The organism is Neoaquamicrobium sediminum, assembly GCF_040970315.1.
Classification (GTDB): domain Bacteria; phylum Pseudomonadota; class Alphaproteobacteria; order Rhizobiales; family Rhizobiaceae; genus Aerobium; species Aerobium sediminum.
In genome coordinates, this window is record NZ_JAZHFV010000003.1 from 26622 (window position 1) to 49012 (window position 22391).

A 22391-nucleotide genomic window follows, 5' to 3' on the forward strand; every position below is an offset into this window, starting at 1 on the left:
CGTGGCGGTCAGATGGCGTCGACGCCGGTTTCACCGGTGCGAATGCGCACGACCTCCTCGACGCTGGATACGAAAATCTTGCCGTCGCCGATGCGACCGGTCTGTGCGGCCTTGCGAATGGCCTCAATGGCGGCCTCGACATGATCGTCGGCGAGAACGACCTCGATCTTCACCTTAGGCAGAAAGTCCACCACATATTCTGCACCGCGATAAAGTTCGGTATGGCCTTTCTGGCGTCCGAAACCCTTGGCCTCGGTGACGGTTATGCCCTGGAGACCGACCTCCTGAAGGGCTTCCTTCACCTCGTCCAGCTTGAAGGGTTTGATGATCGCCTCGATCTTTTTCATGCGATAATGGCCTCCGGTAAGATAGGACGGGGTGATATGAGCCGCTTCGGCATTAACGAAAGCATGAAGCATGCCAGATGCGGCTGCTGGAAGGGCGAAGCCGCAAAACGGGACATGACGCAGGGCAATTCGGTGGTTGGAGAGTTCCTCCTGCGATTCCATGCCGCCGCCGCCCGCGCAACGTGCAGCGGCCATACTGAGGGCTGATGAAAAATTATGCAATCTGCATATGAAACGGGCATGCCCCCTGAGCTTCTGACGCCGCAGGAAATGACAGAAGCCGACAGGCTTGCCATCGCAGCGGGCCCTCACGACGGCCACGCGCTTATGCGCAACGCCGGTGCTGCCGTTGCCATGGAAGTGCTGCGGCGTTTTCCGGATTTTGCGCGCACCGCGGTCCTGTGCGGCCCCGGCAACAATGGCGGCGACGGCTATGTGGTTGCGCGGTTGCTCCGGGAGGCGGGCATTGCCGTCCGCGTTTTCGCGCAGGGCAAACCGCGCGATGGCTCGGACGCAGCGCTGGCGGCGAAGGAGTGTCCCGTCGCGGCCGAACCGCTCGAAGCGTTCGAACCGGCGGTGGACACGCTGGTGGTGGATGCGTTGTACGGCGCCGGCCTTGCCCGGCCGCTCGATGGGCCAGCGCAGGCCGCTGCCTTGCGTTGCCGCGACGCAGGCGCGACCGTCGTCGCCATCGACCTGCCGTCGGGTGTCGCGGGGGCGAGTGGCTCGACCTGGGAGCGTTCGTTCGAAGCCGCGCTGACTGTCACCTTCTTCCGGCTCAAGCCCGGCCACCTGCTGGAGCCCGGCCGCTCGGCGTGTGGCGAGACGGTTGTGGCCGATATCGGCATACCGGCCTCGGTGCTCGACGAGATCGCCCCGAAGACATTCGCCAACGTGCCCGATCTCTGGCGCAAAGCCTTCCCCCAACCGGCGCACGCGCAGCATAAATATTCGCGCGGCCATGCGGCGGTGTTCTCCGGTGGGCCGGCCTCCACGGGTGCGGCACGGCTGGCAGCGCTCGCGGCCGCGCGGGTGGGTGTTGGGGCGGTGACCGTGCTGGCGCCGGGCAACGCGCTGGCGGCCAACGCGGCGCACCTCACCTCGATCATGCTGAAGCGTTTGGACGACGATGACGAGGGCGAAGCGTTTGTGGCGGCGCATGCGCCGGACGCATTCGTGCTCGGCCCCGGCTACGGGCTGGAGCGGCCGGTGCGTGGGCGGGTGCTGGCGCTGCTGGCGAGGATGGAGCGCGGGGCGCTGGTGCTCGACGCCGACGGCATCACCGCCTTCCGCGATGCGCCCGAACGTCTGTTCGATGTCGCGAAGGAGGCCAGGGCCGCGCTGGTGCTGACGCCGCATGAAGGCGAGTTCGGCCGGCTGTTCCCTGACCTCGCCGGCGAAGACGCGCTGTCCAAGCTCGACAGCGCCCGCGCGGCGGCGGAGCGGGCGGGAGGGGTGGTGGTGCTGAAGGGCCCGGACACGGTGATCGCCGCGCCCGGCGGCCGTGCGGCGATCAACTGCAACGGCAGCCCGTGGCTTGCGACGGCGGGGTCGGGCGACGTGCTCGCCGGCCTGATCGCCGGGCTGGCCGCGCAGAGGATGCCGGCCTTCGAGGCGGCGTGCGCGGCTGTCTGGCTGCACGCCGAGGCCGCGACCCGCTTCGGCCCCGGCCTCATCGCGGAGGATTTGCCGAGCCTGATGCCGCCGCTGCTCAGCGAACTCCTATGAATCCACCCTTTTCTGCAACGCCATCGCGCCGAACGGGGCGCGCACCTTGCCCTCGGTGATGAAGTAGACGAACACGTCCCGCGGCGTCTTCTCAGCCTTGATGCCGGCGTCGACATAGGGAAGGTCGTCCGGCTGGCCGCCCTCGGCCCAGAGCGCGGCGCGCTTCGCCCAGCCGTCCAGTTCCTTCTCCGTGTAGCAGGCCTCGTTGTCGTCGCTGCCGCGCTGTAGCCGCGCATAGACGAAGTCGCCGGTCACGTCGGCGATCTCGGGATATTTCTCGTGGTGCGCGTAGACAATGGCCGCACCGTATTTGCGGGCGAGTGCGGCGAATTCGGGCACGGCGAACGTATCGTTGCGCACCTCCAGCGCATGGCGCAGCCTCACGCCGTCCTGTTTCTCCGGCAGCAGCTTCAAAAAGCCCTCGAAATCGTCGGGATCGTATTTCTTCGTCGGCGCGAACTGCCAGACGATCGGCCCCAGCTTGTCGCCGAGCTCGGAGACGCCGGACTCCAGAAAGCGCTGCACCGACTCGCCGGCCTCCGCCAGCACGCGGCGGTTGGTCGAGAAGCGGATCGCCTTGAGCGCGAAGATGCAGTTGTCGTCGGACTCCTTCGCCCATTTGGCGAAGGTCGGCGGCTTGAAGGTCGAATAATAGGTGCCGTTGACCTCGATGGTCCTGACCTGCTGCGAGGCATAGCCAAGCTGCTTCGCCTTGGCGAGCTTGTCGGGATAGAAGGTGCCTTCCCACGGCTCGAACGTCCAGCCGCCCATGCCCGCCCGAACCTGGCCGGCGCCGCTTTTTCCGGATTGCATCGTGTCGTTTCCTCGTTTGCTCCGGGAAAATGCGTCCGCCCGACGGCTTTGTCCACCCGATCCCTGCGGGCTCCTGACAGGTTTGCCCGTCGCCAAGGCTGCGGGCGCTGGTCGCGCGAAAGGCCCGCTCGGGGGCTCGCCATGGCTTTCGGCCAGCAGGGATCGTCGCCACGCTGCGCGAATTCGCCCTGGCGATTGATGATTGCCGCGTAAGCCGGAGACCGCGGCGCGGTCATGAGGTGTCGGCGGGCTCCAGCACCCACAGCGCGAGGCCGTGAACGTCGTCCAGCACGGTGTGGACCGGATGGTCGGGCTCGCGGCTGCGCGCCGGTCGCTGGCCGTGCGGCCGGCCGGGGCGCAACGGCCAGATGCGTCGTACGCGGGTAGGAGCCTTCGCCTGCCTGCCTGCGGCATCGCCCCCGTTGCGCGGCGTAGCGGGCGCGGCGATGCGGGCCTGCCAGAGCGCGAAGCGCCGGGCCGCAACCGGCAGGTCGTCCAGCGTGCGCGCGAGTGCGGCGAGCCGCAGGGCAAGGCGCGTCGCATCGAGCGGGTCGAGCGGCGAGGGCGGGGCCGGAACGGGAAACGGCGCGGCAATGCCGGGCACCGAAATGCGCGGCACGCCGCTCGCCACCGGCCGCCGCGGGCGCCAGCGGGGCAAAGGATCGAACAGGGGCAGGGCTAACATCTGCGGCCGTCCGCGACCTAGGTTTCTCCCCTGCGAAGCGGGGGAGGGGGACCACGCAAAGCGTGATGGAGGGGGCGTTGGTGTGCCCCTCCTGGGCGCCTGCGGCGTCACGACCAGCCCGCGCGCGACGACGATCACCAGCCGCCGCACCGCCGCCTCGGCGGGACGCAGCAGGCGCAGCACGGCGCGGTGGAGATGGCGCGGCAGGGTGGGGCGGTCGGCAATTGGCGATGGGCAATCGGTCGGACCAACGGCGGACTGTACGGGTTCCGGCTGCTGGCCGGTGATTGCCGTCTGCTCGTTCCTCAGTCCGGCCATGGCAACAAGCATCGCCAGAATGCGAGTCAGCGCCGCGCGATGATGCTCGATCGCAGCATTCCAGTCCATCGCCACCTCCGTTCGGTCAGGGCGGCGGGATTGTGCGGCCGGGATTGGCGGGGGTGGATAGGCGGAGATGGATGGCAGTTTTGCGCCCCCAAGTTGGACATAGGGTGGTGCTTCACCGTTGATTGACAGCCGACATCACTCGAACCGATTGTTGCGCTCACGGTCTTCTTCCTGTTCGCTTCGCCGTTCAGCATCAATTCTGGCTCGCAGGCTCTTTTTCGCCGCCTCCAGCGGTTCTTCGAGAGCTGGGTTGCCGGCCCCGCGCAGACTGTCCAATAGCTTGAGGCGCCCCTCTAGCTTGCTCGCAAGCGATCCGCTCCAGCTTGAGGGCCGGAGACGATTTACGATTTCAGTCAGGACGAGGCGTGGCTCAGGTGCTTTTTCCAAGAGCTGCTTCGCCAGCGGCGTCCATTCGTGAGGCGCGCCGTCCTTCGGTCGCTTGAACAGCAAAGCCACGGATGCCGCGAGAGGATAGCGCACCGACGGATCGCGGTCACACCAACTGATTACGGTTTCGTCCTCTAGCACAGCAAGGACGTCCTTGTGAAAGCGTAGCAGATCGTTGAAAAACCACACACTTGCCCGCTGCGATTCTGGATCACCCGAAAACATCTCATCAAGTGTGACGAACGGCTGGACCTTCAGCAGGCCCTTCACCAGATCATTGTAATCGTGGCCACTGATATGATGGCTCTTTGTTGCGACCATCAGCTTGCGGCAAAGCGCTTTCGCGACAAGAGCGCCTTCCTCTCCGATGAGAGAGGCCGCGACGACAGCGCCGAGCTCGTGGTCCTTGCGCGTCGTACGTTCGTCCCGTTTCTGAAACTCAAACGCTGCGATCACGAAGAGTCCCGCCTCCCGTACCTCAGGGAGCGGCTCACGCTTCTCGCTGCGGTCCGAATGCAGTCGCATCGAGACCATCTCAAGTCCGACCGCGCAGCCGCCGGGTTGCCGCGCAATGGCGATTATCAGATCACGGAATTCGGGCCCCGGTACGCTGTCGGACACACGACCATACGCGAGACTGTAGTAAGTGGTGATTTGTGCCATGCCGAGCTCGATCGAGCGGTGCAGTCGCGCTAGAGCAGACGGATCAATTTCAACACTGCTCTGAAGGATCGGGAACCACGCAGCAAGGGCCGGGTGCTCCAATGCTTCATCAAGAAGAACGCCCGTGAGCGCTACATCCCGGCCCATAAGCCCCCTCAAGTAGCCGCCTAGCAGTTGTAGACCCGCGTTCTCGGTCACGGCAAACTGTCCCACGATGGCGTACCAAATTGTGCGCGGACTTTCCGCGGCCCCCGCCAACGCTTCGCCGAGCAGAGCCACCCTCGGATTCCCCCCATCAGCTCGGCAAGCACTGTCTCGAGCGCGTCCTCATCCGCTGCAAGGTCTTGTCCCAGGTCACGTATTGCCGCTGCTGAGCGTGCGGCACGTTCCGCATAGCCCGCAGTGAAGTCGCTCCCACCTTCTTCCTCGTCCTCCTCATCGTAAAAGTCATCCAGGTCGAGGCTTCCGGCGCGGTCACCGATGACGAGCCCGCGCACTTTGCTGAGGAGATCCTTGGGCCGAAGGAATTCCTCCAAGTCCGTCAAACGTCGACGGAGCTCAGTGTCCATGTCCTTGCCATCAAAAATGCGCGTCTGGCGAGATGCGATCCAACCGTCGCGCCAGAACGAGCTCGCAGCAATCGCGCGCGCGAGCTGGTCCAACTGCTCCGCCTGGCCGGAGTAGCTCCACAGCCCCCTAAATTCCCGTGCGACCGCTTTATGTACTTCCGCGGCTATGGGATTGTCCGACAGGGCAAACCTCCTCGCTAACTTCAACACGCTATCAAACCATGCGCGCACCTGCGCGCCGTCTGCTGGGTAGTAGCCGTAGTCCCGCGAGCGCGCGCCGAAGTCGAATTCGTAGTGCGAGGTGAAATGCCCTGTTTTCAACAGCGCCTCGAGTGCCTTGACGCCGAGGCGACGCAGCGCCTCTTCATCGGAGTCGAGCAGCGCTTCCGCAGCCCTGACGCGCATCTCGACCGGTGCATGTGTGCCCGATAAAACAATGTGAAAGAGCGATTCCACGACCTGGATCGCCTCATTGTCATTGGTCTCGCCGCTTGGACGCGCAGCAAATTTCGCCAGCAAAGCCAGCGAGCGTACGAAGAAGCCAGGCTCGTACGCCAGCGAGCGCAGGAGCCGAACAAAATGTCCGCAACGGCCGAGTACGGCTTCGTTGGCGCCGCTCAAGGCAGTCTCCAGCGCCGCCAAAACCACTTCCGGTGCCACCGGTGCGACGTTGGTAAATATCGCGCGACTAAGCTCGGTAAAGTTCGGCAAGTCGTTGAGCAGACCACCTGGCGCAAGCCACGCCTTCACGATGCTCTGCGCCTCCTTGCTGTCATCGAGATAACCCAGACGCCGCGAGAATGAGCGGAGGATGCGTTCGGGCGCATTGTCAACAAGCACCGACTTAACCTTGGCCGGCGGAATGCTTTGGAGTGCCCTCTTGGCGAGGCGATTGGCAACAGCGTGTGGCAGCACCGCGCGCCATTTTGCTCGCGCCTGAACGAGGTCCCGCTGCTTGAGTTCTGCCACTCCCGCATACATCTCGTCCATTGATTTTCCAATGAGGTGGCCCAGAATGGGAAGCTCCGCTTCGGCACCGTCGAACGTCTCTCCATCGAACGAGTAGACCAGTGAGCAGCTCTGCGCGACCAACAGGAGAGAAGGATCGGGATCGTGGCGCTGCTGAAATAGACGCCTAAACAGCTCCTCCTCGTTCAGGCCCGCGACGGTTTCCGTTTTCTCAATCCGCGATGCCAGTGCGAGGGCAACTCGGGCGTTGCCGCCCGAAAATTCAGCGATGGTGCGCGCGTCGATCTGCGACAGATGGGGATATCGGCGTTCTACCAGTGTCTCGATCAGCGACACGGAGGACGTGTCCAGCACAAAAACGTCGGTGCCCTCCGGTTGGTCCTCCCGGATGTCGTATTCGACAGTGATCACGCTGATCGTCGAACTGCTCGACCGCGTGATCTCGGAAATCCGCCGGTGCAATTCGGGTGTGCAATTGTCGACCACGAGAATTGCTCTCGTCTGAGCGGCGATCAGGTCCGAGGCAAGCCCAGCCGGAGGCGGATTTGGCCCGTCGGCTTCGTTGGTGTAAATGGCAAGCGAGGGATCGAGCGCTCCATCTCCAACGCTGGCGTCAAATAGCGCTTCGACCAGCCGCGTTTTGCCGACACCGGAGAGCCCGACAAGGCGCACCACATGCCCCGGAGTGGCCAGTACTTTCCGGACGCGGTTGATCCCTTCCGTCGCAGAGACCCCATCGCCTTCATGCCTGTCGCCCGTGAGGATTCGCGCCTGATCATCGGCGATGTAGCCTGAGTCGACCCCCGCGGGCGCAAGCGACCAAGAGCCGTAAGACTGCCAGCCTGGCATTGCCTTGCCGATCCGCGCGCGGAGCCACGGAATTTGCCCGGGGTGATCCCGAACCCACGTCGCGATTCGATTGCGGTCATAGAAATCCACCGTGAGTTTGCCCTCAGCGGGCGTGCCCTTGATAGCGTCGGCTATGGCCTTGCGGCGGTCCGCTAGCGCCGAGTCGGATGTTGAGCCCGTAGAACTCACGATGACGTAAGCGCCGCCGACAGTCGCGAGCTCGTTGATGACGGGTCGTACGGTCCCCTTCGGCTTCATCTCTTTCAGAATCGCCGCACGCGGCATGTCGGGCTTCTTCACCTGGAAGCCTGTTGATAGCTTCGGTATGAAGCCACCGATCGCCGTGTCGGTCGGAAGCGCAACGCGAACATCGAGACCACCATCCTTGGCGTCTTGATTCCCACCGTAGGTAACTGCGGATACGGGCAGGCCCCTTCGACGCATCTCAGCCTCGCATAGGAGTCCGATCAGGGTGCGCAAATCCGCGTCGCTGAGCGCGGCGATGTCGTCGCCTGTGATTTCAAACATCGGGGCAAGCTAGGAAGCGTTCGATTGGCCGTCAATCTCGATCACACCAGAGGTTACAAGCCGCAAGTGGTGCTTTCGATATCGGCATTGCCTGCCAGAACTTCACATGGTGGAATGTCCGGTGTCTCTTCTGCCAAGCCAGAAGCCGCCAGTCTGCAAGCGGCCCCTTTTCGACACTACAACCCCAACCCCGCTACTCCGCCGCCTCGCGCTTCTTTAGCCCCGGTCTTCTTTCGAGCAGCTCTTTCAAGAACTGCCCTGTATAGCTCCGCTCTTCAGCGACGATGGCTTCCGGCGTGCCGGAGGCGACCAGTTCGCCGCCGCCGTCGCCGCCGTCGGGGCCGAGGTCCAGGATCCAGTCGGCGGTCTTGATGACTTCGAGGTTGTGCTCGATGACGACCACGGTGTTGCCCTGCTCGACCAGCTCGTGCAGGACTTCGAGCAGTTTTGCCACGTCGTGGAAGTGGAGGCCGGTGGTGGGCTCGTCGAGGATGTAGAGCGTCTTGCCGGTGGCTTTTCGCGAAAGCTCCTTGGCGAGCTTGATGCGCTGGGCCTCGCCGCCCGAGAGCGTGGTCGCCTGCTGGCCGACCTTGATGTAGCCGAGGCCGACCTTGTCGAGCGTCTGCAGCTTGTCGCGCACGGCGGGCACGGCGGCGAAGAAGTCGACGCCTTCCTCGACCGTCATGTCGAGCACGTCGGCGATGGACTTGCCCTTGAACAGGACTTCGAGCGTCTCGCGGTTGTAGCGCTTGCCGTGGCAGACGTCGCAGGTGACGTAGACGTCGGGCAGGAAGTGCATCTCGATCTTGATGACGCCGTCGCCCTGGCAGGCCTCGCAGCGCCCGCCCTTGACGTTGAAGGAGAAGCGGCCCGGCTGGTAGCCGCGCGCCTTGGCTTCCGGCAGGCCCGCGAACCAGTCGCGGATCGGCGTGAAGGCGCCGGTATAGGTGGCCGGGTTCGAGCGCGGGGTGCGGCCGATGGGCGACTGGTCGATGTCGATCACCTTGTCGAGGAATTCGAGGCCCTCGATGCGGTCGTGCTCGGCCGGGTGCTCTCTTGAGCCCATGATGCGGCGCGAGGCGGCCTTGTAGAGCGTCTCGATCAGGAAGGTCGACTTGCCGCCGCCCGACACGCCGGTGACGCAGGCGAACGTGCCCAGCGGAATTTCGGCGGTGACGTCCTTCAGATTGTTGCCGCGCGCGCCGACGACCTTGATGCGCTTGCCCTTCTTGCCGGGGCGGCGCTCGGCTGGCACCGCGATGCCCATCTCGCCCGACAGATACTGCCCGGTGAGCGAATTGGGATTGGCCATGATCTCGGCCGGCGTGCCGCGCGCCACCACCTTGCCGCCATGGATGCCGGCGGCGGGGCCGATGTCGACGACATAGTCGGCCGTCAGCACCGCGTCCTCGTCATGCTCGACGACGATGACGGTGTTGCCGATGTCGCGCAGGTGTTTCAGCGTCTCGAGCAGGCGGGCATTGTCGCGCTGGTGCAGGCCGATGGAGGGCTCGTCCAGCACATAAAGCACGCCCGTGAGGCCTGAGCCGATCTGCGAGGCAAGCCGGATGCGCTGGCTCTCGCCGCCCGACAGTGTGCCGGACTTGCGCGACAGGGTCAGATAGTCGAGGCCGACATCGTTGAGGAAACGCAGCCGCTCGCGGATCTCCTTGAGGATGCGCATCGCGATCTCGTTTTGTTTGTCGTTCATCGCGCCCGGCAGGTCCTCGAACCAGCCATTGGCGTTGCGGATCGACATCTCTGTGACCTGGCCGATGTGGAGGCCGCCGATCTTGACGGCGAGCGCCTCGGGCTTCAGCCGGTAGCCGTTGCAGGCGGGGCAGGGGGTGGACGACATGAAGCGCTCGATCTCCTCGCGCATCCAGGCCGATTCCGTCTCCTTCCAGCGGCGCTCGAGGTTGGGAATGACACCCTCGAAGGTCTTGGTCGTCTTGTAGGAGCGCAGGCCGTCGTCGTAGCCGAACTCGATCTTGCGATCGCCGGTGCCGCGCAGGATGGCGTCCTTCGCGTCCTCCGGCAGGTCGCGCCATCGGTCGCCGATCTTGAAGCCGTAGGCCTTGCCCAGCGCTTCGAGCGTCTGCGTGTAGTAGGGCGAGGTCGACTTCGCCCACGGGGCCACCGCGCCCTCGCGCAGCGAGACGTGCTCTTCCGGCACTACCAGCATCGGGTCGATGGCGCGCTGGGTGCCGAGCCCGTCGCAGGTGGGGCAGGCGCCGAAGGGGTTGTTGAACGAGAACAGCCGCGGCTCGATCTCGGGGATCGTGAAGCCGGAGACCGGGCAGGCGAATTTCTCCGAGAACAGGATGCGCTCGTGGGTCTCGTTCTTGGACTTGTTGACCGCCTCCTGGCCGGTCTGGCTGGCGTCGAGCGGCCTGTCGGCGAACTCGGCGACCGCAATGCCCTCGGCGAGCTTGAGCGCGGTTTCGAGCGAGTCGGCCAGCCGCGCGGCGAGGTCCGGCCGCACCACCACGCGGTCGACCACCACGTCGATGTCGTGCTTGTATTTCTTGTCGAGCGCCGGCACCTCGCCGATCTCGTAGAACTGGCCGTCGACCTTGACGCGCTGGAAGCCCTTCTTCTGGAGCTCGGCCAGTTCCTTGCGGTATTCGCCCTTGCGGCCGCGCACGATGGGCGCGGTGATGTAGAGCCGCGTGCCTTCGTCGAGCGCCAGCACGCGGTCGACCATCTGGCTGACCGTCTGGCTCTCGATCGGCAGGCCGGTTGCCGGCGAATAGGGCACGCCGACGCGCGCGAAGAGCAGGCGCATGTAGTCGTAGATCTCGGTGACGGTGCCGACCGTCGAGCGCGGGTTCTTCGACGTCGTCTTCTGCTCGATCGAGATGGCCGGCGACAGGCCGTCGATCTGGTCCACGTCCGGCTTCTGCATCATCTCGAGGAACTGCCGGGCATAGGCCGACAGGCTCTCCACGTAGCGCCGCTGCCCCTCGGCGTAGATGGTGTCGAAGGCGAGCGACGACTTGCCCGAGCCGGACAGGCCGGTCATGACGATCAACTGGTCGCGCGGCAGGTCGAGATCGACATTCTTGAGATTGTGCTCGCGCGCGCCGCGAATGGAGATGAATTTCTGGTCCGCCATGGTCCCGTGTGCCGCCTTACATCAGAACGGCCGGCGTCGTAGCCGGCCAGACCCCGGATATGGTGTTGTTGGTGCCGTCCGTCGAGGCCGGCGGCCTCCGGAAAACCGCCTCTGGCTTTTCACGCGTTTTCGCACACAGGGCAAGCAGAAAGAACAGAGAGCGAACAGCTCCTGACAATCCGTTGGCAGGAGGACGCGGCCACTGGCGATCACGAATTGTTGCCGGATCAGCCTCGACGGTTGACGTGGGGGCAGGGCGGAGTCATGCTCTCCCGGTCAGATGAAGCTCGCCTCGGCGGTCGTCCTGGTACGCCCAAGGGGTGTCGGAAACACGGCAAGGCTTGAGCGCGTCTGCGACAGGAGAAACTGCAAAGGGAGATGAGGCATGACCCCGCCGGACAGTCCCAGCAGGCTCCACCACGATGTGGAGCCACGATAACCTGAAGGCGCGGGCACATCGCGGCCTCGTTATCGATCAACCTACAATTTGACAGATAGTCGGATCATCGGGCGACGACCCGAGACGCATCCGAAAAAAGTGCCGGTAATCCATTCCCGGCAACAGAGCAAAGGCTCTCAACGGCCCCGACCACGTCCCGAACGTGGCGGGGCTTTCTTCGTCGCCGGCAGCGACCGAATCGCAGAGGCTGCCGGGATTGTCAGGAGCCCCATTCTCTTGTAAAGAACAAATAAAGAACAATGAAAACTGTGGAGATGTCGCCGAGCGGGCGGCCGGCGGGGCGAATCCGCGAGGGCGTTCGGATAATGTGCCGCGACATCGATGTCAGGTTTAGGACGAGCGCAGGAGAGCGTCATGGCGGGTAGCGTCAACAAGGTCATTCTGGTGGGTAATCTGGGCGCCGATCCGGAAATCCGCCGGCTCAACTCCGGCGACCCGGTCGTCAACCTGCGCATCGCCACCTCCGAGACATGGCGCGACAAGCAGTCCGGGGAGCGGCGCGAGAAGACCGAGTGGCACAACGTCGTCATCTTCAACGACAACCTTGCCAAGGTCGCCGAGCAGTACCTGAAGAAAGGCGCGAAGGTTTATCTCGAGGGCCAGCTCCAGACCCGCAAATGGCAGGACCAGCAGGGACAGGATCGCTACACGACCGAGGTCGTGCTGCAGAAGTTCCGCGGCGAGCTGCAGATGCTCGACACACGCGGTGAGGGCGGCGGCGGCCAGGTCGGCTACGATCGCGGCGGCTCCCAGGGCGGCGGGCGCGGCTCCGATTTCGGCCAGTCCGGACCAGGCGATCAGGGTCGCGGCGGCGGTGGCGGCGGCGGCGGATACTCGCGCGACCTGGACGACGAGATCCCTTTCTAAGGCTCTCCCATGTGCCTTCTGTGCAGCGAGGCCGCAGCGGCGGATCAGGGCATTGCCCTGACCGAGCGGCCCGCTCACCGGCTTTGCGGTCTTTATTGGGAAGGCAGCTACGGAGAGGCGGCGCGAGGGGCGATCCATTCCGTTATCCGAGACGTTCAGGCCTTCGCGGCGCGGCGGGAAAGCGGCTGGCGCAGCCCGATCGTCGGGCTGTCGTGGAACGACCGGCCGGACGGTTTCCGCTACTTCGTCGGCATTGCGATGGATGACGCAGGCGAACTGCCGGAGGGGTTCGGATCGCTTGTTCTGCCTGAAATGACGCTGGCGAGTTCCTGGCATGGAGCCGGCGACGGAGAGGTGGTCGCACATTATGTGCGAATGATCGACTGGGTGAAAACCCGGAGTCTTTCCTGGGACAAGCGTCACTTTCACCACCGGGAAGAATACCCGCACGATGTGGACCTGACGAAACCGCCGGCGCTGCGGCTGCTCATTCCGGTCTCGCCTGCATAAACCGGCACGGCTTAACCCGCTTTCCAGCCAAATAGGTTCGTTGGGCGCTGCGATGTTGCGGCCGGGAAAACCCGGGGCGAAACGGCCGGGCTCGTTCGGTGACAGAAGCCGCAGCACGTGCCCAGCCCGGAACGTTGATTGCAGCGTCCGCCGGCAGGCTCAGTAAAGAAATGTCTCTTTCGTTCGGACAAAGTGACCGTGCTGCCGCGTCATTCGGCTGAGCTTGCCACAGTCTTGGCAGCTTCGCGCGCTTCGTTCCGCGGCGGGGTTCCGTAACCCGACCGGAGAGTCGGTGCTGCGAGGGTCTTTTCCCGTCCGCACGGACCAAGAAGAGGAATTGAAACATGAGTTTGAACAGGATCTTGCTGTCGGGCCTTTCCGCGCTCGCTATCGTCACCGGCACTGTGCTTGGCGCTGCCAACGCCCAGGATGCCGCGCCGCAAACACCACCGCCGGCGGAAGCCGCGCCGCAGCCAGAAGCACCTGCCGCCGCCGCACCTGCGATGGACGAGACGAAGCTGAAATCCTTCGCCGTCGCCTTTCTCGAGGTGACCAAGGTCACCGAGAGCTACAAGCCGCAGATCGAGGCTGCAGGCACAACAGAAGACCAGCAGCGACTTCAGCAGGAGGCGGGTGAAAAGATGGTCGAGGCGGTCAACAACGCCGACGGCATTTCGGTCGAGGAGTACAACACGATCATCCAGGCGGCACAGACCAATCCCGACCTGGCGCAGCAGATCAACGGCCACATCACCGAAGCGGCCGGAGCCCAGCAGCCGGCGCAATAAACGCCGGGGCAGAGTCGTCCCGGCTGTTCTCCTTGCGGCCGGGACGGCGACTTCGGGCCTTTCGCCCGACTTTCGTCAGGACAGTCGATACGCTCCACTTTGCAGGGCGACTGTCACGCTCCGAAGCAGCGCTTCCCTATCGAGGTCTCTCGTGTCGAGCACGTGTTTCTCGAGGGAATCGAGCGTGGAGAACTGGCGATGCAGAGCCGTGATGGGTTCTGGATCGGACAGGGTGTTACCTCCGCGCTCCCGGCAGCGCGCGATCGCGGTTTCAAGCGGTGGACGAAGAACGACATAGTGTGTGGGAAGCCCGGCGGTTCTGAAGGCATCAAGGAACCACGGGCCGATAATACCGTCCAAAATGACGAAATAGCCTCCCCTGGCGTAGCCGGCTGCTGCGTTCGCCAGCACATCAAGCACGACCCGGTTTTGGCGCTCGGCTTCGGCGAGATAGGGCTGGATCATGCCGTGCCTTATGAAATGCCAGAAATCGTCGGAATGCAGATGTACCTTTGCCGATCCACCCAAAGCGGCCAAGGCTGCGGCTGTTGTGGTTTTCCCTGCGCCGGGCGTGCCGGTCAGTATCAGAATTTCACCGCTGTGATCGACCATTCGCGATCGTCTCCCGTGTCATGCGAATTGGCCGTTGTCCGTATGGCCGCGTGACAACCCGAACTGTGTGCCTTGCCAACTACCGATGGGTCGCTTGGCGGCGGCAGCGGGCGCTACGCCGCTATCAGCGCCTTGATGCCGTCGGCGACGAACTGGACGGCCAGCGCCGCGAGGATGACGCCCAGAAGTCGCGTCAGGATCGAGCGGCCGGTCTCGCCCAGGAAGCCGTCGACCCGCTCTGCCGCGACAAATGTCAGCCAGGTCAGCGCGATACAGGCGGCGATGATCGCCACCAGCATCATGTGCCCTGCGGCGCCCGCGAAAGTTCCCGACAACAGAACGGTTGCCGAGATGGCGCCGGGGCCGGCGATCAGCGGGATTGCCAGCGGGAAGGCAGCGATGTTGCGGATGTGGTCTTTCGTGACTGCCGTATCGGCGCTCTTTTCCTTCCGCTCCTGCCTGCGCTCGAAGATCATCTCGAAGGCGATGTAGAACAGAAGCAGCCCGCCTGCGACGCGGAAGGCGGGCAGCGTGATGCCGAAGACCGACAGGATCGCGGCGCCTGCCAGCGCGAACAGCGCCAGAACCCCGAAGCCGATGATCGACGAGCGGATCGCCACCTGCTGGCGCTCTGAGCGATTCATACCCCCTGTCAGCGCCAGGAACAGAGGCGCGAGCCCCGGAGGGTCGATCGTCACCAGGATCGTGACGAAGGCATTGAAGATGTGGTCCAGGCTCGGCATCGGTGAAGTCCCCCGGTGTCATCGGCAGCCTTGCCCGCTATCGGACGCGACAAGGCAGTGCCGGCTGGAGGCTATACGGTCGAGGGGCTGTTCGCCAGCAGCGGCGCTTCGGGGCGAACCACCGAAACCGGAGATCGCGGATGCAAAAGCAGCGCGAGCTGCAATATCGAAACCGGAATCGTCGCGACCACCATCACGCCAATGGCGGCTGGCGTCCATGCAAGGTCGGTCAACGGGGGCAGGTGAAAGAGCGCCATCGGGCCCAGATCGTCATCAATGCCGACGAACTGAAGCGCCACCATGTTGTTGCCCCAGTGTGCGCCGCTGGCCGCTGCGATCCGGCCCGTGCGGATGACGAGGATCATCATGGCGATCGCGAAGATGGCAATGGAAGCCACGATGCTCGCATTTTTCCAGAGCGGAAGGTCGTGTCGCCAGTGAATGCGGCGAAGAGCAGGGTTGGCAGGCCAAACCAGATCCAGCTTGCCAAGCCTCGTGACGCCAGTATCTGCGGGAAATAGCCGCGAAAAACGGCTTCCTCCGCCGAGGCCTGAATCAGGATGATGGCGGCGAAGGGCAGGAAGAGCAGAAGCCAGCTCTCCAGGGCGATTTCCGCCCGCACGGGTATCGGCCCTATCGGCAAGGTGGCAAAACCCGCGGCAAGTGGGACGAAGAGGCCGACCAGAAGGCCGCACGTCAGGTCTCGCCGTCCGGCCCAGCCATCGTGCCCTACGACCGTGGCAAGGCGCCGACGATGGAAAAGTCTCAGGACGATCCACAGGCTGATCCACATCCAGCCGACTGAAAGGAGCGTTGCAGCAAGCCCCAGAGGCGTGGCCAATGCAGCGTCGAAGGCCTCCGGCGTCTGCCACACCTCGGACGGGGCTATCGCGACGAAGAACACAGCGCCGGCCAGCACGTAAAGCACCGCCAGTGTGACGAACGCCAGGAAAAACCGCAGCCAGCTATTCGCGCCGTGGCGGGCAAGATCAACGTATCTTTCGAAGAAAACGGTTCGCATCCCGATGCCTTTCCGAGGAATGTTGGCAACGCTAGCAGGGCGTACGCGCTGCATCCAGCGGTTGTGTTTGTGCCACGAATCGGCCGGCGGCGAGGCTGTCTTCAATGTCGATTTTTGCAGCGATGCGGTTAATTACGCGATGCAGGATGACGCGGCAATTCGCTTCACCTCGTATCTAGTTGAAAATGCTTGATAAAACGGCTTTGGAAAACGGCGCTCCGCGTTGGAATCGTCGGCGCGCTTCCTATATAAGGGGACAGTGATTCCCAACATGATCGTGACTGCAATTGACTGACCAGACCACGCCGCGCGGCCCGGGCGAACTGCCCGAAGGTATCGAACCCATCTCCATCATCGAGGAGATGCAGCGCTCCTATCTCGATTATGCGATGAGCGTGATCGTGAGCCGCGCGTTGCCCGACGTGCGGGACGGCCTGAAGCCCGTCCATCGGCGCATTCTCTACGCCTCGCATGAGAGCGGCTATCACTGGAATCGCAAATATGTGAAGTCGGCGCGCCCCGTTGCCGACGTGATGGGTAAATACCACCCGCACGGCGACGCCTCGATCTATGACGCCCTGGTACGCATGGCGCAGGAATGGTCGATGCGCGTGCGGCTCATCGACGGTCAGGGCAATTTCGGCTCGATCGATGGCGATCCGCCGGCTGCGATGCGTTACACCGAGGCGCGCCTGACCAAGGTTGCCGAGGAGCTGCTGGAGGATATCGACAAGGAAACCGTCGATTTCCAGGACACCTACGATTCATCGGGCAGCGAACCGAAGGTCTTGCCGGCGCGGTTCCCCAACCTGCTGGTCAACGGCTCCGGCGGCATCGCCGTCGGCATGGCGACCAACATTCCGCCCCACAACCTTTCCGAGCTTGTCGACGGTTGCGTCGCCCTGATCGAAAACCCGGCCATCGAGCTGCCAGAGCTCATGGAGATCATTCCCGGCCCCGATTTCCCGACCGGCGGCATCGTTTTGGGGCGTGCGGGCATCTACAACGCCTATTCGACCGGGCGCGGCTCCATCGTTATGCGCGGCCGCGTGCATGTCGAGGAAATCCGCAACGAGCGCGAGGCTATCGTCGTCACCGAGATTCCGTATCAGGTGAACAAGGCCTCGATGATCGAGAAGATGGCCGAACTGGTGCGCGACAAGCGCATCGAGGGCATCTCCGACATCCGCGACGAGAGCGACCGGCAGGGCTATCGCGTCGTCGTGGAGCTGAAGCGCGACGCCAATGCCGACGTGATCCTGAACCAGCTTTATCGCTATACGCCGCTGCAGACCTCGTTCGGCGCCAACATGGTGGCGCTGAACGGCGGCAAGCCGGAAGTGATGACGCTGCTCGACATGCTGCGCGCGTTCGTGTCCTTCCGCGAGGAGGTGATCAGCCGGCGTACCAAGTATCTCCTGAAAAAGGCGCGCGAGCGGGCGCACGTGCTCGTTGGCCTGGCAATCGCGGTCGCCAATATCGACGAGGTGATCCGCCTGATACGGCATGCGCCGGATCCGCAGACGGCGCGCGAGCAGTTGATGGAGCGGCGCTGGCCGGCGACCGACGTCGAGGCGCTGATCCTGCTGATCGACGATCCGCGCCATCGCATCAACGAGGACGGCACCTACAACCTGTCGGAAGAGCAGGCGCGCGCGATCCTCGAACTGCGCCTGCAGCGCCTGACCGCGCTCGGCCGCGACGAAATCGCCGACGAGCTGAACACCATCGGCGCCGAGATTTCCGACTATCTGGACATCCTTTCGTCGCGCGCGCGTATCCAGCAGATCGTCAAGGACGAACTCGTCTCGGTGCGCGACGAGTTCGGCACGCCGCGCCGCACGGAGCTGACCGACGGCGGCGCCGACATGGACGACGAGGACCTGATCCAGCGCGAGGACATGGTCGTCACCGTCACCCACGAGGGTTACATCAAGCGGGTGCCGCTCTCGATCTACCGGGCGCAGGCGCGGGGCGGCAAGGGCCGCTCGGGCATGTCGACCAAGGACGAGGATTTCGTCACGCGGCTGTTCGTGGCCAACACGCACACGCCGATCCTGTTCTTCTCCTCGCGCGGCATTGTCTACAAGGAAAAGGTCTGGCGCCTGCCGATCGGCACGCCGCAGTCGCGCGGCAAGTTTCTGCGCAACATGCTGCCGCTGGAAGAGGGCGACCGCATTACCGCGATCCTGCCGCTCCCGGACGAGGAGGAGTGGGGCAAGCTCGACGTGATGTTTGCTACAACGCGCGGCACTGTGCGTCGCAACAAGCTGTCCGACTTCGCCGACGTGAAACGCAACGGCAAGATCGCCATGAAGTTCGACGAGGAGGGCGATGCGATCCTCGCCGTCGAGACCTGCACGGACAATGACGACGTACTGCTCACAGCCTCGAGCGGCCAGTGCATACGGTTCCCGGTGTCGGCCGTCCGCGTCTTTGCAGGGCGCTCCTCGCAGGGCGTCAGGGGTATTTCCATGGGGGCAGGCGACCGCGCCATCTCCATGACCATTCTCGAGCATGTCGATGCCTCGGCAGGCGAACGTTCCGCCTATCTCAAGCGCTCCGTGGCGGAACGCCGCGCGGCGCTGATTGGCGAAAACGGCGATGGGGAAGATGAGGTCGCGCTGACCAATGAAGAGATCGTCGAAGACGCCGACCTGAGCGAGGAGCGCTATGCGTTCCTCAAGGAACACGAGCAGTTCGTGCTGACCGTCACCGAATACGGCTACGGCAAACGCTCATCGTCCTACGATTTCAGGGTTATCGGGCGTGGCGGCAAGGGTATTCGCGCGACGGATGTGTCCAAGGCCGCGGAAATCGGCAGCCTGATTGCCGCATTCCCCGTGGAGGACGGCGACCAGATCATGCTGGTGTCGGATGGAGGTCAGGTGATCCGCGTGCCGGTGCACAACATTCGTTTTGCGAGCCGCACCGCCAAGGGCGTGACGATCTTCAATACCGCGGAAGGCGAGAAGGTCGTGTCGGTCGAGAGAATCTCGGAACCGGAAGCCGAGGCTGAAGACGCGCTGGCTGAAGCGGTAGAGGCGGAAGCGGACGGCGCACAGGGAACGCCGCCCGCTCCACTGGAGGAATAGGGATCAGAAACGGTTACGAACGGTGCGACGACGGGATTCGAGGCGCACAGTCTGCGCTTCGTTATGCAGTCCGAAGGCCGTTGCGATCAGCATGGCCAGGGTCATGGCGGCTGCGAGCATGAAGATCATCATCATCGTATCTCCTTCTTGCCTCAACAACGAGTGAAGCTCGAATTGGTTTCATTTCGGTGCCTTTCTTGAAGGATGACGTTTGAACCGAGCCTGATCCGACCGTTCATCTACCGTTCATGAAAGCAACATGCGCCGCTCAATTGCCTTTGTCCGTTTCGACCGCTAGAAGCGCTGCCATGACGACGCGCATCGCCTTTTACGCGGGCTCCTTCGACCCGCTGACCAACGGCCACCTGGACGTGCTGAAAGGCGCGCTCACCATCGCCGACGAGATCATCGTCGGCATTGGCGTGCAGGCCTCCAAGCAGCCTCTGTTCTCATTCGAAGAGCGCGTGACGCTTATCGAGGCATGGGCGAAGGAAGAGCTAGGCGCGGGCGCCTCGCGGCTGCGCATCGTCTCGTTTTCTGGCCTGCTGGTCGATGCGGCACGCAACGAGGGCGCGTCGATCCTGATCCGCGGCCTGCGCGACGGCACCGATCTCGACTACGAGATGCAGATGGCCGGCATGAACGAGACGATGGCCCCGGAACTGCAGACGATCTTTCTGCCCGCAAGCCCCTCAGTGCGCACCATTACCGCCACACTTGTCCGCCAGATAGCGTCGATGGGCGGCGACATCAGGCCGTTCGTTCCGGCCGTGGTCGCGACCGCGCTGGATGCCAAGTTCAAATCCTGAAACAGGAGTCGTTCATGCAATTTCTGAGGGTCGCCTCGTCGCTGATTCTTGCCGCCGGCGTGCTTGCCGGTTCCGCAGCCCTGGCTGCCGAGCCCGAGAATACGATGATCATCGAGCTCAAGGACGGCGAGGTGGTGATTGCGCTGCGCCCCGACCTCGCGCCCAAGCATGTCGAGCAGATCAAGGCGCTGGTGCGTGCCGGTGAATACAACAATGTCGCGTTCCACCGCGTCATCGAGGGCTTCATGGCGCAGACCGGCGATGTCCAGTACGGCGACATGGAGGATGGCTACAACAGCCAGCTAGCGGGCACCGGCGGCTCGTCCATGGGCAATATCCCGGCCGAGTTCTCCAACGAGGATTATACGCGCGGAACCGTCGGCATGGCGCGTGCGCAGAGCCCCGACTCCGCCAATTCGCAGTTCTTCATCATGTTCGCCCCGGCTCCCTCGCTCAACGGCGGCTACACGATCGTCGGCAATGTCGAGAGCGGCATGGAATTCGTCGACAACATCAAGCGCGGCAACGCGGCCCAGAATGGTGTCGTAACCGACCCGGACCGTATGGTTTCGGTTCGCATCGCGGCCGACTAGTTTGGATTCGGGTGAGGGCGGCCTGCAAATGGCGGCTTTCTGCGCTTCCGGTGCTCACGTACCTTAAGTACGCTGCGCTCCGGTTCTCGAAATCCACCATTTTCGACTCGCCCTGACCCGAACCAGGTGGGCGCAAAGCTAGAGAAGATCAGGAAGGAAGCCAGATGGCCGAGATCAAGGACCCCGAAAACACGATTGTCATGGAAACCACGAAGGGCAAGGTGGTGATCGAGCTGCTGCCCGATCTGGCGCCAAACCATGTTGCGCGCATCAAGGAACTGGCGCGCGAGAACTTCTATGACGGCATCGTGTTCCACCGTGTCATCGACGGCTTCATGGCGCAGACCGGCGACCCGACGGGCACCGGCATGGGCGGGTCGGACAAGCCGGACCTCAAGGCGGAATTTTCCAACATGAGCCACGTGCGCGGCACGTGCTCGATGGCGCGTTCGCAGAACCCGAATTCGGCCAACTCCCAGTTCTTCATCTGCTTCGATGATGCTCCGTGGCTGAACAAGCAGTATTCCGTGTGGGGTCAGGTGATCGAAGGCATGGATGCGATCGACCAGATCAAGAAGGGCGAGCCCGTTCGCGACCCCGACTCGATCGTCACCATGCGCGTCGCCGCCGACGCCTGATTCATCGACGCGACACGACGGAGAGCGCCGTGCGCGTCGACCTTTTCGATTTCGAGCTGCCGGATGAGCGCATCGCGTTGCGTCCGGCCGAGCCGCGCGATGCGGCAAAGCTTCTGGTCGTGCGATCCGGCCAACCGCCGGAGGATCGCATCGTGAGCGAGCTGCCCGGCCTGCTGCGGCCGGGCGACGCTCTTGTCTTCAACGATACCAAGGTCATACCGGCCCAGTTGACCGGCCTGCGCCGGCGCGACGAAGCGGTCGCGCAGATCGATGCCACCTTGCATATGCGGGTGAACGAAAGCCGCTGGAAGGCGTTTGCGCGCCCTGCCAAGCGTCTTGTCGTGGGCGATCGCATCCGCTTCGGCCATCAGAACAATCTCTGCCTGCTCGGCTCGCTCGACGCGACGGTTGCGGAAAAGGGCGAGGCCGGCGAGGTCACGCTCGAATTCGATCTAACCGGCCCGGCGCTGGACGACGCCTTGCGTGAGGTCGGCCATATCCCGCTGCCGCCCTATATCGCCGGCAAGCGCGCCGAGGACGAGCGCGACCGCACCGACTACCAGACGATCTATGCGCGGGAGGAAGGCGCGGTCGCAGCACCGACGGCGGGACTGCATTTCACGCCCGGCCTTTTCGAAGCGCTGGAGCAGGCCGGCATAGAACGCCATTTCGTGACGTTGCATGTCGGCGCGGGGACGTTCCTGCCGGTCAAGGCCGACGACACCGACGACCACCGCATGCATGCCGAGATCGGCGAGGTGAGCGCGGAGACGGCAGCGGCGCTCAATGCCGTGCGAGCCAGGGGAGGCCGGATCGTCGCCGTTGGAACCACATCCCTGCGCCTGCTGGAAAGCGCTGCGACCGATGACGAACCGTTTCGGCAATGGCGCGGCGCTACCGAGATATTCATCACGCCCGGCTATCGCTTCCGCACAGCCGACATCCTGATGACCAATTTTCACCTGCCGCGCTCGACGCTGTTCATGCTGGTTTCTGCCTTCAGCGGGCTGGGGACGATGCACGCGGCCTATGCCCATGCCATCGCACAGAACTACCGCTTCTACTCCTACGGCGATACGAGCCTGCTTTTCAGGGAAGAACAGGAATGATTGCGCAGATTGGCGCCCTACGTTGCCCCCCTCTGTCCTGCCGGACATCTCCCCCACGAGGGGGGAGATCGGCAGCTCCGGGCTCAACGCTCTTTCTGCAACG

The 22391-nt window shown here is 63.8% G+C and carries 21 protein-coding genes; 10 read left to right on the forward strand and 11 right to left on the reverse strand.

What is annotated here, in order from left to right; translation table 11 throughout:
* Nucleotides 1-8 precede the first annotated feature (8 nt).
* A complete protein-coding gene (locus V1479_RS10645) occupies nt 9-347 on the reverse strand; it encodes a P-II family nitrogen regulator (RefSeq protein ID WP_173193501.1) in 339 nt (112 codons plus the stop codon).
* Between the two features lie 36 nt (nt 348-383).
* Between V1479_RS10645 and V1479_RS10650 the strand changes: the two genes are divergently transcribed.
* Entirely contained in the window at nt 384-554 is a 171-nt protein-coding gene (locus tag V1479_RS10650; RefSeq protein WP_368802876.1) for a hypothetical protein, read from the forward strand.
* 33 nt (nt 555-587) lie between these two features.
* Nucleotides 588-2075 (forward strand): NAD(P)H-hydrate dehydratase, encoded by a 1488-nt coding sequence (locus V1479_RS10655; RefSeq protein ID WP_368802877.1) that lies wholly within the window; start codon nt 588-590, stop codon nt 2073-2075.
* Here the strand turns inward: V1479_RS10655 and V1479_RS10660 are convergent.
* The 5 genes from V1479_RS10660 to uvrA all read right to left on the reverse strand — a co-directional run bounded on the left by V1479_RS10660 (nt 2070) and on the right by uvrA (nt 11043).
* Nucleotides 2070-2888 (reverse strand): DUF72 domain-containing protein, encoded by an 819-nt coding sequence (locus V1479_RS10660; protein ID WP_368802878.1) that lies wholly within the window; start codon nt 2886-2888, stop codon nt 2070-2072. The genes V1479_RS10655 and V1479_RS10660 overlap by 6 nt on opposite strands.
* A gap of 232 nt (nt 2889-3120) precedes the next feature.
* Complete coding sequence (locus V1479_RS10665) at nt 3121-3960, reverse strand: hypothetical protein (RefSeq protein ID WP_368802879.1); 840 nt, start codon at nt 3958-3960, stop codon at nt 3121-3123.
* A 135-nt stretch (nt 3961-4095) separates the two neighbouring features.
* Entirely contained in the window at nt 4096-5208 is a 1113-nt protein-coding gene (locus V1479_RS10670; RefSeq protein ID WP_368802880.1) for a hypothetical protein, read from the reverse strand.
* Nucleotides 5205-7925, reverse strand: coding sequence for a hypothetical protein (locus V1479_RS10675; RefSeq protein ID WP_368802881.1), 2721 nt, complete (start codon nt 7923-7925; stop codon nt 5205-5207). The genes V1479_RS10670 and V1479_RS10675 overlap by 4 nt, the downstream gene beginning before the upstream one ends.
* 193 nt (nt 7926-8118) lie before the next feature.
* Nucleotides 8119-11043, reverse strand: a complete 2925-nt coding sequence (uvrA, locus tag V1479_RS10680) for an excinuclease ABC subunit UvrA (protein ID WP_368802882.1) — start codon at nt 11041-11043, stop codon at nt 8119-8121.
* Between the two features lie 814 nt (nt 11044-11857).
* On the opposite strand from uvrA, the gene V1479_RS10685 reads away from it, so the two are divergent.
* From V1479_RS10685 to V1479_RS10695, 3 genes are all read left to right on the forward strand, one after another.
* Nucleotides 11858-12370, forward strand: a complete 513-nt coding sequence (locus V1479_RS10685) for a single-stranded DNA-binding protein (protein WP_368802883.1) — start codon at nt 11858-11860, stop codon at nt 12368-12370.
* Between the two features lie 9 nt (nt 12371-12379).
* Entirely contained in the window at nt 12380-12880 is a 501-nt protein-coding gene (locus V1479_RS10690) for a GyrI-like domain-containing protein (RefSeq protein WP_368802884.1), read from the forward strand.
* Nucleotides 12881-13224: 344 nt separating this feature from the next.
* Nucleotides 13225-13668 (forward strand): DUF4168 domain-containing protein, encoded by a 444-nt coding sequence (locus V1479_RS10695; RefSeq protein WP_368802885.1) that lies wholly within the window; start codon nt 13225-13227, stop codon nt 13666-13668.
* Between the two features lie 75 nt (nt 13669-13743).
* Here V1479_RS10695 and V1479_RS10700 read toward each other — a convergent pair whose 3' ends face one another.
* From V1479_RS10700 to V1479_RS10715, 4 genes are all read right to left on the reverse strand, one after another.
* A complete protein-coding gene (locus V1479_RS10700) occupies nt 13744-14280 on the reverse strand; it encodes an AAA family ATPase (protein ID WP_368802886.1) in 537 nt (178 codons plus the stop codon).
* Between the two features lie 113 nt (nt 14281-14393).
* The gene (locus tag V1479_RS10705) at nt 14394-15023 is read right to left on the reverse strand and encodes a MarC family protein (RefSeq protein WP_173191065.1); all 630 of its coding nucleotides are present in this window, start codon (nt 15021-15023) and stop codon (nt 14394-14396) included.
* Between the two features lie 71 nt (nt 15024-15094).
* Nucleotides 15095-15421, reverse strand: a complete 327-nt coding sequence (locus V1479_RS10710; protein WP_368802887.1) for a hypothetical protein — start codon at nt 15419-15421, stop codon at nt 15095-15097.
* Nucleotides 15388-16044 carry a CPBP family glutamic-type intramembrane protease gene (locus V1479_RS10715; protein WP_368802888.1) on the reverse strand — a complete coding sequence of 219 codons (657 nt, stop codon included), beginning with the start codon at nt 16042-16044 and terminating at the stop codon, nt 15388-15390. Before V1479_RS10715 ends, V1479_RS10710 begins: the two co-directional genes overlap by 34 nt.
* 287 nt (nt 16045-16331) lie before the next feature.
* On the opposite strand from V1479_RS10715, the gene gyrA reads away from it, so the two are divergent.
* The gene (gene gyrA / locus V1479_RS10720; protein WP_368802889.1) at nt 16332-19139 is read left to right on the forward strand and encodes a DNA gyrase subunit A; all 2808 of its coding nucleotides are present in this window, start codon (nt 16332-16334) and stop codon (nt 19137-19139) included.
* Nucleotides 19140-19142: 3 nt separating this feature from the next.
* Here the strand turns inward: gyrA and V1479_RS10725 are convergent, their stop codons facing one another.
* The gene (locus tag V1479_RS10725; RefSeq protein ID WP_280515710.1) at nt 19143-19274 is read right to left on the reverse strand and encodes a hypothetical protein; all 132 of its coding nucleotides are present in this window, start codon (nt 19272-19274) and stop codon (nt 19143-19145) included.
* Nucleotides 19275-19447: 173 nt separating this feature from the next.
* On the opposite strand from V1479_RS10725, the gene coaD reads away from it, so the two are divergent.
* The 4 genes from coaD (at nt 19448) to queA (ending at nt 22288) form a co-directional block, all read left to right on the forward strand.
* Nucleotides 19448-19948: a pantetheine-phosphate adenylyltransferase gene (gene coaD, locus V1479_RS10730; RefSeq protein ID WP_368802890.1), complete on the forward strand. Its 501-nt coding sequence runs from the start codon at nt 19448-19450 to the stop codon at nt 19946-19948.
* A 14-nt stretch (nt 19949-19962) separates the two neighbouring features.
* Nucleotides 19963-20541 carry a peptidylprolyl isomerase gene (locus V1479_RS10735; protein WP_368802891.1) on the forward strand — a complete coding sequence of 193 codons (579 nt, stop codon included), beginning with the start codon at nt 19963-19965 and terminating at the stop codon, nt 20539-20541.
* A 164-nt stretch (nt 20542-20705) separates the two neighbouring features.
* Nucleotides 20706-21179, forward strand: a complete 474-nt coding sequence (locus V1479_RS10740) for a peptidylprolyl isomerase (RefSeq protein WP_173191075.1) — start codon at nt 20706-20708, stop codon at nt 21177-21179.
* 29 nt (nt 21180-21208) lie between these two features.
* Nucleotides 21209-22288: a tRNA preQ1(34) S-adenosylmethionine ribosyltransferase-isomerase QueA gene (gene queA, locus V1479_RS10745; RefSeq protein ID WP_368802892.1), complete on the forward strand. Its 1080-nt coding sequence runs from the start codon at nt 21209-21211 to the stop codon at nt 22286-22288.
* Nucleotides 22289-22391: the final 103 nt, after the last annotated feature.

Bases quoted from the DNA above. Each gene is read 5' to 3' on its own strand.
- V1479_RS10645 (WP_173193501.1), bottom strand. From the start codon at position 347: ATGAAAAAGATCGAGGCGATCATCAAACCCTTCAAGCTGGACGAGGTG.
- V1479_RS10650 (WP_368802876.1), top strand. From the start codon at position 384: ATGAGCCGCTTCGGCATTAACGAAAGCATGAAGCATGCCAGATGCGGC.
- V1479_RS10655 (WP_368802877.1), top strand. From the start codon at position 588: ATGCCCCCTGAGCTTCTGACGCCGCAGGAAATGACAGAAGCCGACAGG.
- V1479_RS10660 (WP_368802878.1), bottom strand. From the start codon at position 2,888: ATGCAATCCGGAAAAAGCGGCGCCGGCCAGGTTCGGGCGGGCATGGGC.
- V1479_RS10665 (WP_368802879.1), bottom strand. From the start codon at position 3,960: ATGGACTGGAATGCTGCGATCGAGCATCATCGCGCGGCGCTGACTCGC.
- V1479_RS10675 (WP_368802881.1), bottom strand. From the start codon at position 7,925: ATGTTTGAAATCACAGGCGACGACATCGCCGCGCTCAGCGACGCGGAT.
- uvrA (WP_368802882.1), bottom strand. From the start codon at position 11,043: ATGGCGGACCAGAAATTCATCTCCATTCGCGGCGCGCGCGAGCACAAT.
- V1479_RS10685 (WP_368802883.1), top strand. From the start codon at position 11,858: ATGGCGGGTAGCGTCAACAAGGTCATTCTGGTGGGTAATCTGGGCGCC.
- V1479_RS10690 (WP_368802884.1), top strand. From the start codon at position 12,380: ATGTGCCTTCTGTGCAGCGAGGCCGCAGCGGCGGATCAGGGCATTGCC.
- V1479_RS10695 (WP_368802885.1), top strand. From the start codon at position 13,225: ATGAGTTTGAACAGGATCTTGCTGTCGGGCCTTTCCGCGCTCGCTATC.
- V1479_RS10700 (WP_368802886.1), bottom strand. From the start codon at position 14,280: ATGGTCGATCACAGCGGTGAAATTCTGATACTGACCGGCACGCCCGGC.
- V1479_RS10705 (WP_173191065.1), bottom strand. From the start codon at position 15,023: ATGCCGAGCCTGGACCACATCTTCAATGCCTTCGTCACGATCCTGGTG.
- V1479_RS10715 (WP_368802888.1), bottom strand. From the start codon at position 16,044: ATGCGAACCGTTTTCTTCGAAAGATACGTTGATCTTGCCCGCCACGGC.
- V1479_RS10725 (WP_280515710.1), bottom strand. From the start codon at position 19,274: ATGATGATGATCTTCATGCTCGCAGCCGCCATGACCCTGGCCATGCTG.
- coaD (WP_368802890.1), top strand. From the start codon at position 19,448: ATGACGACGCGCATCGCCTTTTACGCGGGCTCCTTCGACCCGCTGACC.
- V1479_RS10735 (WP_368802891.1), top strand. From the start codon at position 19,963: ATGCAATTTCTGAGGGTCGCCTCGTCGCTGATTCTTGCCGCCGGCGTG.
- V1479_RS10740 (WP_173191075.1), top strand. From the start codon at position 20,706: ATGGCCGAGATCAAGGACCCCGAAAACACGATTGTCATGGAAACCACG.